The organism is Pseudomonas azotoformans (assembly GCF_001579805.1).
GTDB classification, from domain to species: Bacteria; Pseudomonadota; Gammaproteobacteria; order Pseudomonadales; family Pseudomonadaceae; genus Aquipseudomonas; species Aquipseudomonas azotoformans_A.
The window spans coordinates 3367102-3380128 of record NZ_CP014546.1; the positions used below are offsets into that span (position 1 = coordinate 3367102).

The window sequence follows — 13027 nt, forward strand, 5'->3', positions numbered from 1 at the left end:
CGGCCCGCGTTCAGTGATGAACGCGGGCCGACCAGGTTTCAACCTTCGCGTAGCACGGTCAACGGGCTGGCGTTGAGTGCGCGGCGAGTGCCGAATACACCGGCACCGCCGATCAATACGGCACCGATTACCGGCAGCAGTAACAGCCACGGATGAGGCTGCCAGGCCAGGTCGAACGCATAGCGATACAGCACAAAGGTCACCAACTCGGTCCCCAGCGCTGCGAGCAGACCACTCACTGCGCCCAGCAGCCCGAACTCGATACGCCTGGCCTTGACCAGCAGCTTGCGTTCGGCGCCCAGTGCACGTAGCAGCGCCCCCTGGCGGATGCGCTCATCCAGGGTGGCTTGCAGGCCGGAGAACAGCACCGCCATCCCTGCCGCCAGTACAAACAGCAGCACGTATTCCACCGCCAGGGTCACCTGGGCAAGGATACTGCGCAACTGCTCCAGCAGCGCTTCGACCTGCAGGATGGTTACCGCCGGGAACGCCCGAGACAGGTCGACGATCTGCTGGTCATGTCCAGGCGCCAGGTAAAAGCTGGTCAGGTAGGTGGCGGGCAGATCCTTCAAGGTACCCGGTTGGAAAATCATGAAGAAGTTGGGCTGGAAGTTATCCCAGTTTATGGTCCGCAGGCTGGTCACCCGTGCTTCACGGTTTTCCCCGCCCACGGTGAACACCAGGTGATCATCGAGCTTGAGCTTGAGGCTTTCCGCCACCTTGGCCTCGACCGATACGCCGGGGATTTCATCGGTAGGTTGCTGTGACCACCATGAACCGGCAGTCAGGGCATTCCCCGGTGGCAGGTCGGCGGCCCAGGTCAGGCTCAGGTCGCGTTGCACCGCGCGATCGCCGCTGGAGTCCTTGCTGACGATTTCCTGTACGGGCTCGCCATTGATACTGATCAGGCGACCTGGCACCACCGGATACAGCGGCGCGGACTGCGCTTGCAGTTCCAGCAGGCGGGCGCCAAACGCGTCCTTGTCAGCCGGCAGGATATTCAAGGCGAAATAGTTGGGGGCGTCCTTGGGCAGCTGGTTTTGCCAGGTGTCGAGCAACTCGCCACGCAGCAGGGCGATCAAACCCATGGAGAGCAGGATCAAACCGAACGCCAGGGATTGACCGGCCGCCGCCAGCGGGTGACGCAACAATTGCCCCAGGCCCAGTCGCCAGGGCAGCGAGGCGCGCGCCAGCAGACGGCGCAGGCTTTGCAACAGCAACAGGAGCAAGCCGCCGAGTACCAGTGCAGCCACCACGCCACCGCCGAGCAGGGCGAAGGTCAACACCAGGTCAAGGCTCAGGCGCCACATGATCAGGCCCAAGGCAAACAGTGCCGCGCCATAGACCATCCAGGTGCTGGAGGGGATCGGTAGCAGGTCGCGACGCAAGACGCGCAGCGGTGGCACGCGACCCAGTGCAGCCAGGGGCGGCAGGGCGAAACCGGCGAGGGCGACCAGCCCGGTGCCGATCCCGGCGATTGCCGGTAGCAGCCCGCCGGGTGGCACGTCCGATGGCAGCAAGTCATGGAGGAAATAGAACAGGCCAAACTGCGCCAACCAGCCGAGCAGGGCGCCGGTGAGGCTCGCCAACAGCCCCAGCACACTCAGTTGCAGGCTGAACAGCAACATGGCTTCGCGTCGCGACAGTCCCAGGCAACGCAGCAAGGCACTGGCGTCGAAGCGTCGGGTGGCGAAGCGATTGGCCGACAGTGCCACGGCCACACCGGCCAACAGCACGGCCACCAGGCTGGCCATGTTCAGGTAGCGCTCAGCCTTGCCCAGGGCGCCGCCGATCTGCTGGTTGCCATCCCGTGAATCCTGCAGGCGCTGGTTGGCGGCGAGCCCCGGCTTGACCAGGTCACGATAGGTTTGCAGCACGGTGCTGCCCTGCAGCCCGCGCCAGAGTTCGCGGTAACTCACGCGGCTGCCGGGCTGCACCACACCGGTGGCGTCCAGGTCTGCCAGGTTGATCATCACCCTGGGCGTGAGGCTGTAGAAGTTGCCGGCGCGGTCTGGCTCGTAGGTCAGCACGCGGGCCAGGCGCAGTGTCTTCATGCCCACATCGATGCTGTCGCCGACCTTGAGGTCCAGCGCCGTCAGCAGCCGCGCTTCCACCCAGGCTTCACCGGGTTTTGGTCCGCCGCCCGGGGTTTCATCGCCAAAGGGGGCAGCCGCGCTTTTCAGTTCACCGCGCAGTGGGTACTGCTCGTTGACGGCCTTGATGCTGGAGAGCTGGATGCCATTATCCGTGGCAATGACGCTGGAGAACTCCACCACGCGGGCGTGATCCAGGCCCAGCTCGGTGCCGGACTGGATTTGCTCGGGACGGGCAGGCGAGCTGCCTTCGAGCACTAGGTCGGCGCCGAGGAATTCGGTGGCGCGCAACAGCATCGCGCCGTTGAGGCGCGCGCCGAAGTAACCGATGGCGGTACTGGCGGCGACGGCCACCAGCAGGGCGAAGAACAACACGCGCAATTCACCGGCGCGGGCATCGCGCAGCAATTGGCGCATGGCAAGGCTGAACAGGCGCAACAGCGGCAAACGTGCCATCAAGGCTCCAGGGGCGCGACCATCAGGCCGGCTTCAAGGCGGATCAAGCGTCGGCAACGGTGGGCCAGGCGCTCGTCGTGGGTGACCAGCACCAGGGTCGTGCCGCTTTCTTGGTTGAGTTCGAACAGCAGGTCGCTGATGCGCTCGCCGGTGTGGCTGTCGAGGTTGCCGGTGGGTTCATCGGCAAACAGCACGTCCGGTTCTGCGGCAAAGGCGCGGGCGATCGCCACCCGTTGTTGCTCGCCACCGGAGAGTTGGCGTGGCGAGTGGGTCAGGCGTTGGCCCAGGCCGACGCGTTCCAGCAGGTGCCGGGCACGCTCGCGGGCGTCTTTGCGGCCATCCAGTTCCAGCGGCAGCATGACGTTTTCCAGCGCGTTGAGGCTGTCGAGCAATTGGAACGACTGAAATACGAAGCCCACGTGCTCGGCACGGATGCGCGCGCGCTGGTCTTCGTCGAGGGTACTCAGGGCTTGCCCGGCAAGGGTCACTTCGCCGCTGCTGGGCAGGTCGAGACCGGCGAGCAGGCCGAGGAGGGTGGATTTGCCGGAGCCGGAGCTGCCGACGATAGCCAGGCTATCGCCCTTGTTCAGTTCCAGGCTCAGTTCGTGCAGGATAGTCAGTTCACCTTCCGCGCTGGGAACCACTTTGCTAAGGTTCCGCGCGGTGAGAATGCTTGCGCCCATGGAGAATCCGATGCGAATGTGGTTTTTGAGTGCTGGCCTGGCCTTGATGTGCATGGCCCAGAACGCAGCGGCGGGTACAGTCCTGATCGTTGGCGATAGTATCAGTGCCGGTTTCGGCCTGGATACCAGCAAAGGGTGGGTTGCCCTGTTGCAGCAACGGCTCAAGCAGGAAGGTTTCGACGATAAAGTGGTGAATGCCTCCATCAGTGGCGACACCAGTGCCGGAGGCCTGGCGCGGCTGCCGGCGGCGCTTGCAGAGCATAAGCCGGACGTGGTGGTGATCGAGTTGGGTGGTAATGATGGCTTGCGTGGTCAGCCGCCCGCTCAATTGCAACAAAATCTTGCGTCGATGATTGACCAGTCCAAGGCCGGCGGCGCCAAGGTGTTGCTGTTGGGAATGCAGCTGCCACCCAATTATGGCCCGCGCTACACCACCGCGTTTGCCGAAGTCTATGGTGTGCTGGCCAAGGAAAAAAACGTCCCGCTGGTGCCGTTTTTCCTTGATGGCGTGGGCGGGCATCCGGAGCTGATGCAGGCCGATCAACTGCACCCGGCGGTCGGCGCTCAGGGCAAGTTGCTGGAAAATGTCTGGCCGACGCTAAAACCGCTGCTATGACGCTTTTCTACCGGCAGGCTTTCGGCTAAGGTGGCGCCCCCCCGATTTGGAGCCCCTGATGTCGCGTCCTGCCTGGTCCCTGTTTAACTACCAACTGATCGAGCCGGACGAGCAGCTGGATCTGTTCGCCTGCCAGGAAGTGCGGGTGCATCTGGTGGCGCGTCAACTGGAACTGGGCGGCTCCATTGATCGCACGCTGTGCGGCACACTGTTGCCTGCGCAACCGCGTTGGTCGCGGGTCGATCGTTCGATATTCCAGGACCAGCGGCTGTGCCCTTTATGCCGTGCGATTCTGGAATCCCAGAAGCGTGGTACGCCGCCGATCTGGCCGGAGCTGCGTTTCGAGTTGTAGGGGGCAGCTAGAAGCGCGCTTCACGTATACAATCGATGTTTACCTCCCCGTCGTTCTGCGAAGGATTTACCGGATGTTGTCGCGCCTTTCCGTCGTCACCTGCTGCCTGTCTCTCGCTGCCCTCTGTGCGGCCGGTTCGGCGTCAGCCCTGCAGTTGCCCTTGCCACCACCGGGTGAAGACATCGTCGGCCAGGTCCAGGTGATCAAGGCCAAGTACGAAGACACGTTTGCCGACCTGGGCACCACCTATGACCTGGGCTATTCGGAGATGGTGGCGGCCAACCCGGGCGTGGACGCCTGGTTGCCGGGGGCAGGCACCGAGATCGTGTTGCCGACGCGCTTCATCCTGCCGCCGGGCCCGCGCGAAGGTATTGTGATCAACCTGGCGGAATACCGACTCTATTACTTCCCCAAGGGCCAGAACGTGGTCTACACGTTCCCGTTGGGGATCGGCCGTGAAGGCTGGGGGTCGCCAATCGCCCACACCAGCATCATTGCCAAGACACCCAACCCGACCTGGACACCGCCCGCGTCGATCAAGGCCGAGCACGCCGCCAACGGCGACCCGCTGCCCAACGTGGTGCCGGCCGGTCCGGACAACCCGCTGGGGCCGTTCAAGTTCACCCTGGGCACGCCGGGTTACCTGATCCATGGTTCCAACATGAAATTTGGTATCGGCACGCGTACAAGTCACGGTTGTTTCCGCATGTTCAACAACAACGTGCTGGAGATGGCGGGCATGGTGCCGGTGGGGACGTCGGTGCGCATCATCAACGATGCCTACAAGTTTGGTCGCAGTGGTGGCAAGGTCTACCTTGAAGCGCATACGCCATTGAATGATGACGGGACGCCGTCGGTGGTCGACAAGCACACCGCCGTCATCAACGCCTTGCTCAAGCGTGAAGACTTGGCCAACCAATTGCGCGTGAACTGGGACCAGGTGCGTGATGTAGTGGCGGCGGAAGACGGCTTGCCGACGGAAATCGGCGTGCCTGGCGCAGCCTCGGTGGCCGCCAGTGTGCCGATCGATCTGCAGCAGTAACGTTGTGTGATCAACAGCCCGCTACGGCGGGCTTTTTATTGCCCGCGATTCAGGTGCAAACCCCAGGCAATAAAAAAGCCGACCCATAAATGGATCGGCTTGATAACAACCCCGAAGGATTATTACTTGCGGCTAGCTTTTTCAAGCATACGCAGTGCGCGCTCGTTAGCTTCGTCAGCAGTCTGTTGTGCTTTTTGAGCAGCAGCCAGAGCTTCATCAGCTTTACGGTAGGCTTCGTCTGCACGGGCCTGGGAGCGAGCTGCTGCGTCTTCAGTTGCAGTCAGACGAGCTTCGGTTTCTTTGGAGACGCTGCTGCAACCGGTAGCCAGAACTGCGGCCAGAGCCAGAGCAGAGAATTTCAGAACGTTGTTCATCGTGTTCCCCTTCAAGGACTTTCTATTAGATGGCTAGTTCGCCCAGAGTGAGCTAATAGCCGGCGTACATACTACCCATTACTTGTAGTAAGTAAACTGACGTAGCGCAAGAAGCAAAAAAAATTCTCGCGCCGAATCTATTTTGGCTAATCTTTTGGAGGTTTGTATAAAAACCGTCCAATTTTTTTCAAACAGGCGAAAATTGGATCCAGGCTGAAAGGGCCGGCCCGCATGTGTTAAGCCTTGTAAACAGATGAAAATTTATATATCCAAGCTGACACTTACGTTCAGCCTGGCTTTGCTTTGCCCGGCATCTTTTGCGCATGTAGAGGTGACTTTAAGAGCGCCTGTTCGTCTTAAGGTTCAACTGCCGGCAATGTTCAGGCTTTCGATCCCAGGTTGATCGGAGCCCTTTCTATATCCACCAGCGGCAGGGGATGACGAGCGCGCCTTGAGCAATTTCAGGATTGGTGCCTACTATTCCCTACGTGCTGGTTGTAAACGCTCAGGGTTTTCTCGTTGTCGAAACCGGCACGGGGTGGCGTAGATGTTCCTTCGCCGGACAAACATCGGTAAGGTAGGGGTCAGAAACCAAGACCCGCGAGGAGTAGTGATGAGCGAGGCGTTGTCCATCCACCATGACCAGGCTGGTCATCAGTTCGAGACCAATGTGGACGGTCATCGTGCCTATCTGACCTATATGGACCTCGGCAAACAGACCCTGGATATCTATCGGACCTTCGTGCCCAACGCACTGCGGGGCCGTGGGATTGCGGCGGCACTGACCGAGGAAGCCCTGAAGTTCGCCGAAGAGGCAGGCTATACGGTGATCCCGTCCTGCTCCTACGTAGAACGTTACATGGAGCGCCACCAGCGCCATGCCGCAAAGCTGTAAACCGTAAACAGCACCATGAAAAACGCCGGGCTTAGCCCGGCGTTTTTGTGTGCGCAGTTTAAAGTCAGGTGCGTTTGCGTTTAGGCAGAACGTCCTTGAGCTTGGCATGCATGCTGCGCAGGGTGTTTTCGGTAGCCGCCCAGTCGATGCAGGCATCGGTGATCGACACGCCGTACTGCAAGTCGGCCAGGTCTTTTGGAATCGCCTGGCAACCCCAATTCAGGTGGCTCTCGACCATCAGGCCGATGATCGACTGGTTGCCTTCCAGGATCTGGTTGGCGACGTTTTCCATCACCAGCGGCTGCAGGGCCGGGTCCTTGTTGGAGTTGGCGTGGCTGCAGTCGACCATGATGTTCGGCTTGATCTTGGCCTTGTTCAGTGCCTGTTCGCACAGCGCAACGCTGACCGAATCATAGTTGGGCTTGCCGTTGCCGCCACGCAGCACCACGTGACCGTAGGCGTTGCCCTTGGTGGTGACGATGGACACGCCACCTTCCTGGTTGATCCCCAGGAAACGGTGCGGGCTGGAGACCGATTGCAGCGCGTTGATCGCCACGGTCAGGCCGCCGTCGGTGCCGTTCTTGAAGCCCACGGCCGAGGACAGGCCGGACGCCATTTCACGGTGAGTCTGGGATTCAGTGGTGCGTGCGCCGATGGCCGACCAGCTGATCAGGTCCTGCAGGTACTGCGGGGAGATCGGGTCGAGGGCTTCGGTGGCGGTGGGCAGGCCCATCTCGGCCAGGTCCAGCAGCAACTGACGACCGATGTGCAGACCGTCCTGGATCTTGAATGAGTCGTCCAGGTACGGGTCGTTGATCAAGCCTTTCCAGCCCACAGTGGTACGCGGTTTTTCAAAATAGACGCGCATCACCAGGTACAGGGTGTCGGACACTTCCGCCGCCAGCACTTTGAGGCGCTCGGCGTACTCGTGGGCAGCCTTCAGGTCGTGGATCGAGCAAGGCCCGATGACGACGAACAGGCGGTGGTCGGTGCCGTCGAGAATGTCACGGATGACTTCGCGGCCCTTGGTGACGGTCTGCAGGGCAGCGTCGCTCAAAGGAATTTCGCGCTTGAGCTGATCGGGCGTGATCAGGGTCTCGTTGGATTCGACGTTTAGGTCATTGATCGGTAAATCAGCCATCGTGTTACTCGTCAGGGTCACGGGTGCCGGCCGCCAGCCATCCCCGTGCGGCGGAGCACAGCATGATTTGAATGCAGGGGGGAGGAACCTTAGCGCGTAACACGGGCCCGCGACAATGGGCAAAGCCCGCTTTAATCCAGCGCTGGCGCCACAAAGGCCTCATGGGAGAACTCGCTGGCATGGCGCGATACCCACTCACGGGCCAGGGCTTCGAGTTGCTGGGGTGTCGGTTCGGCGTCTTCGTGCTGGCGGCAGTAGCGCTCTATCCGGCATGCTTGCTCACCCATTCGTGCACCGAACAGTGCATGTTCATCGGTAAACGCGACACCGACGCGGTAACCGTTTTCCACCTTGCGGCACCACGCCACATAGCCTGGATAACGCGCGCTGGCGCCCAGGGAGGGAATAAGCAGATCAACCGCCGTGCCTTCGCGCCAGGCGCGTGGCCAATGGCAGGCGATGCCGCCCAGGCCGACAGTGTGCAGGCGTTGGCGGGGAATGGCAGGAGAGGGGCGTTGGATTAACTCGACAGCGACATCATCAGGGTGAGGTAAAAAACGACCCATGTACACGGACTCCGAGCACCGTCCAAATGACGGCGGTGGCAGCAGTATAGTGAAGGAACTGGAATTGACCGACCTGGATATTGACCAGCAATTGCTGGGATTGCCAGGTATTTCGCTGGTTGTGTTTACCAGCAGTGGGTGTTCCAGTTGCCGTTGGGCGCGCCAGCAGGTACCCGGCTGGTCGCTGCCGGTGGACCGCGTGTGCTGGGTGGATGCCGGGCACAACGGTGGCGCGGTCGAACGCTACCAGATCTTTCATTTGCCGGCGCTGTTCGTGGTGTGCGAGGGTCAATTCCTCGGGCAATTGCAGACGCGTCTTACACTTGCTGACCTGAACGACTCTATCCACCAAGCGCTTACCCGCATTCCAGAGGATCTGCCATGACCGCACAATCACCCCGCATTGGCATCATCGGCACCGGCGCCATCGGTGGCTTTTACGGTTTGATGCTGGCGCGCGCCGGTTTCGACGTGCGCTTCCTGCTGCGCAGTGAATACGCGGCGGTCAGCGAGCAGGGCCTGCACCTCAACAGTACGGTGCATGGCCCTTTGCACCTGCACCCGGTGCAGGCTTATGCCCGCGCCGCCGATATGCCGCCGTGCGACTGGCTGCTGGTGGGTACCAAGTCGACCGGCAACGTCGACCTGGCCCCGACCATTGCCCAAGTCGCCGCGCCGGACGCCAAGGTGGTGTTACTGCAAAACGGCCTCGATGTCGAAGACAGCCTGCGTGAATACTTGCCAGCGTCCCTGCACTTGCTTGGCGGCCTGTGTTACATCGGCGTGCACCGTTCTGCCCCCGGCGTGATCGAGCATCAGGCGCTGGGCCGGGTCAATCTGGGTTATCACAGCGGCACGGCGGCCAATGATGAGGATGCGCAAAAGGCGATTGTCGAAGCCGGGGCCGCGCTGTTTCACGCGGGCCGGCATCGAGTCCCAGGCCATGGCCAATGTGCATCAGGCCCGTTGGCACAAACTGGTGTGGAACGTGCCCTACAATGGCCTCTCCGTGTTGCTCGGTACCGGCACCACGGCGATGATGGCCGACGAATCCAGCCGCGAGCTGATCCAGGCGCTGATGGCTGAAGTGGTACAGGGGGCTCACGCCTGCGGCCATGAAATCCCCAAGAGTTACGCCGAGCAGATGTTCACCATGACCGAAACCATGGACGACTACCTGCCAAGCATGTACCACGACCATGTGCACAAGCGCCCGCTGGAACTGGCGGCGATCTACGCCCGGCCACTCGCTGCCGCCAAGGCTGCCGGTTGCGAGTTGCCGCGGATGCAGGCGCTTTACCAGGCCTTGAGTTTTATTGATCGGCATAACCGCTGAGTCGGGGAGCGTACTGTGGCAAAAGGATTGGGCGACAAACTGGTGTTGGCGATTTCCTCGCGGGCACTGTTCGACCTGAGCGAAAGCCATAAGGTCTACCTGGCCGAAGGGGTCGAGACCTATCGCCAGTATCAGATCGAACACGAGGAGGAAATCCTCGAGCCCGGTGACGCATTCCCGCTGGTGAAGAAGCTGCTGAGCTTGAACGCCAGCCTGGGCCGAGCTCGAGTCGAAGTGGTGCTGGTATCGCGCAACAGTGCCGACACAGGCCTACGCGTGTTCAATTCGATCCAGCATTACGGCCTGGATATTTCCCGCGCCGCATTCGTAGGCGGGCGTAGTCCTTATCCTTATTTGGCCGCGTTTGGTTGCCATCTGTTTCTCTCGACCCATGCTGAAGACGTGCGCAGTGCCCTCGATGCCGGGTTTGCGGCGGCGACGATTTTGTCTGGCGGCCCAAATCGTGCCTCCAGTGAAGAGCTGCGGATTGCCTTCGATGGCGACGCGGTGCTGTTCTCCGATGAGTCCGAGCGTGTTTACCAGGCCGGCGGCCTGGAAGCGTTCCAGGCCAATGAACGGGAGTCGGCCCGCCAGCCTTTGCACGGCGGTCCCTTCAAAGGTTTCCTGGCGGCGCTCAACTTGTTGCAGCGCGAGTTTCCAGACGAAGCCTGTCCGATCCGCACCGCCCTGGTCACCGCCCGTTCGGCGCCGTCCCATGAGCGGGTGATTCGCACCTTGCGCGAGTGGGATATCCGACTGGATGAGTCGCTGTTCCTGGGTGGCCTGGAAAAATCCGCATTCCTGGAAGCCTTCGCGGCTGATGTGTTTTTCGATGACCAGGCCGGGCATTGCGAAAAAGCCATGGAGTTCGTCGCTACCGGGCATGTGCCCCATGGCATCAGTAATGAGGTGAAGCGCTAAGTCAGTCGAAGTCAGCGAGGCACTGCTAAGCTGATTTCATCTCCGCCATCCTGGCAGTTCCAGGGGGTTCTATGATCCGTTCGATGCTGTACGCCACAGACCTCGGTCTGTACGCGCCTTATGTGATGCAACATGCGCTGGCGCTGGCCCGAACGTTCAAGGCGGACCTGTATGTGATTCATGTGGTCGAGCCTATCGGGCTGTTCGCCGAATCGGTGTTACAGAGCTACCTTGATGAAAAGGCCCTGAGTGAATGGCAGAGCCAGGGGTTGACCACGGTGATGGCGACTATCGAGCAACGGGTGCTGGACAGTTTTCGCGAAGAGTTGGGGGAAGGCGAGCTAGACCTGAAGTTGATTCGCTCGGTACGGGTGATCCAGGGGGACCCGTGCGAGGTGATTCTCGACCAACTGCGCAAACTGTCCGTGGATCTGCTGATCGTAGGCAGTCATAGCCATGCAACCGCGGCGGCCACTCCGTTGGGGCGCACCGCTGCACGGGTACTGCAGCTGTCTACGGTGCCGGTTTACCTGGTGCCTTCGTTGCAACGTCGACGCAGTGATGACGTGTGATGGATAAAAACGATAAAAAGTTCTAGATTTATCCGTCGAACCTTTAATATAGTTATATACCGTCGCTGATACCCGTGGCGTCTATCTGCTTTGAGGGACACATATGAAGCTTCAACAACTGCGCTACATCTGGGAAGTGGCGCACCACGACCTCAACGTTTCCGCTACCGCTCAAAGCCTCTACACCTCACAACCCGGTATCAGCAAGCAGATCCGCCTGCTCGAAGACGAGCTGGGCGTTGAAGTGTTCGCGCGCAGCGGCAAGCACCTGACCCGCGTGACCCCGGCCGGTGAGCGCATCATCACCACCGCCGGTGAGATCCTGCGCAAAGTCGAAAGCATCAAGCAGATCGCCCAGGAGTTTTCCAACGAGAAGAAGGGCACCCTGTCCATCGCCACCACCCACACCCAGGCGCGCTATGCATTGCCGCCGGTGATCCGCGATTTCATCAAGCAGTACCCCGACGTAGCGCTGCACATGCACCAAGGGTCGCCGATGCAGATTGCCGAAATGGCCGCTGATGGCACTGTCGATTTCGCCATCGCTACCGAAGCCCTGGAGCTGTTCGGCGACCTGGTGATGATGCCGTGCTACCGCTGGAACCGTTGCGTTGTCGTGCCCCAAGGCCACCCGTTGGCCAAGCTGCCGAAGCTGACCCTGGAAGCCCTGGCTGAATACCCGATCGTGACGTATGTGTTCGGTTTCACTGGCCGCTCCAAGCTCGACGAAGCCTTCAGCCATCGCGGCCTGACACCCAAAGTGGTGTTCACCGCAGCCGACGCCGACGTGATCAAGACTTACGTACGCCTCGGCCTGGGCGTGGGTATTGTCGCCAAGATGGCGGTCGACACGGCGCTCGACAAAGATTTGGTGGTGCTCGATGCCAGCGAGCTGTTCGAGTCCAGCGTGACCAAGATCGGTTTCCGCCGTGGCACCTTCCTGCGGGGCTTCATGTGCGACTTCATCGAGAAGTTTGCACCGCACCTGACCCGTGAAGTCATGGCCAAGGCGATCCAGTGCCACAACAAGCAGGAGCTGGAAGAGCTGTTCGACGGCGTAGAATTGCCGGTTCACTGAGTCGGCTATTTGGCCTCGGTAACCGTAAAATGTTGCCGAGCGCCTGCCACTAGAATCTCCACCTCATCGCCTTCGAACTTGCCCAGCAGGCTTTTGCCCAGCGGCGAGCGCGGGGTGATGACGGTCACCGGTTGCCCGACCACGTCCACTTTCAAGCCCGCCGCATCCGGCGCCAAAAACAGCCATTGCTGGCGACCGTTCTCGTCTTCCAGGCCCAGTAGTGCGCCAACCTCAATACCTCGTTGATCATCGTAAGCCCGCAGCGGCATGTTCTGGCACAGCAGCAACGCCTGCTTGATCTCCTCCACGCGTTTGGCTTGCCCCGCCGCCAGGTAGGAAGCCTCCAATCCCAGGGTGTCGTATTTGTTTTCCGCGATGTTTTCTTCGTGGGTCGCGGTTTCGTAAGCGGTCTGCGCTGCGCGTTGGGCAATATCGAGATCGAGGGTGAGCTTTTCTAATACAAGCTGGTGTACGGCATGTTTATTCATTGGTCATCAATCGCAGAATTGCAGGACATTGGCCCGGGTCTTGTCGTTGGGGGCGTTCTGGTCCTGTTGCAGCCAGAACTGGCATTTGGGGTTGGACAGGTTGCGCGCATTGTTGCGGGCCTGGTCCAGGGTCTGTTGCTGTTCCTGCTTTTGCAGGTTCTGCTGGTACTGCTCGAACATGCGGTTCGGCGGTTCAGGCGTCACCACCGCAGGCTTGCCCAATTGCTGCACGGCCTGGGCCACTGGCGCCAGGCTCTGCGGGAACAGGTAGCGCGAGGCCAGCCACGCTGTCAGCGCGAGGGCGATAAACCCCAGCCACACGCCAAACGCGATAGCAGCACTGAGCTTGAACAGCGACAACGGACGATCAGACATGGCGGCCTCCTGGCAGGCATAAACGGCGTGGCGGCGATT

The 13027-nt window shown here is 60.8% G+C and carries 15 protein-coding genes and 1 pseudogene; 9 read left to right on the forward strand and 7 right to left on the reverse strand.

Annotation, left to right across the window (positions count from 1 at the left end):
• Positions 1-38 precede the first annotated feature (38 nt).
• Together AYR47_RS15665 and AYR47_RS15670 are read right to left on the reverse strand one after the other, a co-directional pair.
• A complete protein-coding gene (locus AYR47_RS15665; protein WP_061435842.1) occupies positions 39-2549 on the reverse strand; it encodes an ABC transporter permease in 2511 nt (836 codons plus the stop codon).
• Positions 2549-3232, reverse strand: coding sequence for an ABC transporter ATP-binding protein (locus AYR47_RS15670; RefSeq protein WP_061435844.1), 684 nt, complete (start codon positions 3230-3232; stop codon positions 2549-2551). The genes AYR47_RS15665 and AYR47_RS15670 overlap by 1 nt, the downstream gene beginning before the upstream one ends.
• A gap of 10 nt (positions 3233-3242) precedes the next feature.
• On the opposite strand from AYR47_RS15670, the gene AYR47_RS15675 reads away from it, so the two are divergent.
• The 3 genes from AYR47_RS15675 (at position 3243) to AYR47_RS15685 (ending at position 5242) form a co-directional block, all read left to right on the forward strand.
• Positions 3243-3848, forward strand: a complete 606-nt coding sequence (locus AYR47_RS15675) for an arylesterase (RefSeq protein ID WP_016975368.1) — start codon at positions 3243-3245, stop codon at positions 3846-3848.
• Between the two features lie 58 nt (positions 3849-3906).
• Positions 3907-4200: a hypothetical protein gene (locus AYR47_RS15680; RefSeq protein WP_010211879.1), complete on the forward strand. Its 294-nt coding sequence runs from the start codon at positions 3907-3909 to the stop codon at positions 4198-4200.
• 73 nt (positions 4201-4273) lie between these two features.
• Positions 4274-5242, forward strand: coding sequence for a L,D-transpeptidase family protein (locus AYR47_RS15685; RefSeq protein WP_033901459.1), 969 nt, complete (start codon positions 4274-4276; stop codon positions 5240-5242).
• A gap of 122 nt (positions 5243-5364) precedes the next feature.
• On the opposite strand, the gene oprI is transcribed toward AYR47_RS15685, so the two are convergent.
• Complete coding sequence (gene oprI, locus AYR47_RS15690; protein ID WP_003172710.1) at positions 5365-5616, reverse strand: outer membrane lipoprotei OprI; 252 nt, start codon at positions 5614-5616, stop codon at positions 5365-5367.
• A gap of 613 nt (positions 5617-6229) precedes the next feature.
• Here oprI and AYR47_RS15695 point away from each other — a divergent pair.
• Positions 6230-6511, forward strand: coding sequence for a GNAT family N-acetyltransferase (locus tag AYR47_RS15695; RefSeq protein WP_003189869.1), 282 nt, complete (start codon positions 6230-6232; stop codon positions 6509-6511).
• A gap of 64 nt (positions 6512-6575) precedes the next feature.
• On the opposite strand, the gene AYR47_RS15700 is transcribed toward AYR47_RS15695, so the two are convergent.
• A complete protein-coding gene (locus AYR47_RS15700) occupies positions 6576-7652 on the reverse strand; it encodes a 3-deoxy-7-phosphoheptulonate synthase (RefSeq protein WP_016975370.1) in 1077 nt (358 codons plus the stop codon).
• Positions 7653-7783: 131 nt separating this feature from the next.
• A complete protein-coding gene (locus AYR47_RS15705; protein WP_033901460.1) occupies positions 7784-8218 on the reverse strand; it encodes a PilZ domain-containing protein in 435 nt (144 codons plus the stop codon).
• On the opposite strand from AYR47_RS15705, the gene AYR47_RS15710 reads away from it, so the two are divergent.
• The 5 genes and pseudogenes from AYR47_RS15710 to cysB all read left to right on the forward strand — a co-directional run bounded on the left by AYR47_RS15710 (position 8217) and on the right by cysB (position 12125).
• Positions 8217-8603 carry a thioredoxin gene (locus tag AYR47_RS15710; protein WP_033901461.1) on the forward strand — a complete coding sequence of 129 codons (387 nt, stop codon included), beginning with the start codon at positions 8217-8219 and terminating at the stop codon, positions 8601-8603. The genes AYR47_RS15705 and AYR47_RS15710 overlap by 2 nt on opposite strands.
• Positions 8600-9554 (forward strand): annotated as a pseudogene (locus AYR47_RS15715) (putative 2-dehydropantoate 2-reductase). The gene AYR47_RS15710 and the pseudogene AYR47_RS15715 overlap by 4 nt, the downstream one beginning before the upstream one ends.
• A 15-nt stretch (positions 9555-9569) precedes the next feature.
• Positions 9570-10475: a 5'-nucleotidase gene (locus AYR47_RS15720; RefSeq protein ID WP_033901463.1), complete on the forward strand. Its 906-nt coding sequence runs from the start codon at positions 9570-9572 to the stop codon at positions 10473-10475.
• 71 nt (positions 10476-10546) lie between these two features.
• Positions 10547-11047 carry a universal stress protein gene (locus AYR47_RS15725; protein ID WP_033901464.1) on the forward strand — a complete coding sequence of 167 codons (501 nt, stop codon included), beginning with the start codon at positions 10547-10549 and terminating at the stop codon, positions 11045-11047.
• 103 nt (positions 11048-11150) lie between these two features.
• Positions 11151-12125 (forward strand): HTH-type transcriptional regulator CysB, encoded by a 975-nt coding sequence (cysB, locus tag AYR47_RS15730; RefSeq protein WP_012722988.1) that lies wholly within the window; start codon positions 11151-11153, stop codon positions 12123-12125.
• Between the two features lie 5 nt (positions 12126-12130).
• On the opposite strand, the gene AYR47_RS15735 is transcribed toward cysB, so the two are convergent.
• Entirely contained in the window at positions 12131-12613 is a 483-nt protein-coding gene (locus AYR47_RS15735) for a GreA/GreB family elongation factor (protein WP_033901465.1), read from the reverse strand.
• 6 nt (positions 12614-12619) lie between these two features.
• Positions 12620-12988, reverse strand: a complete 369-nt coding sequence (locus AYR47_RS15740) for a hypothetical protein (protein ID WP_033901466.1) — start codon at positions 12986-12988, stop codon at positions 12620-12622.
• Positions 12989-13027 lie beyond the last annotated feature (39 nt).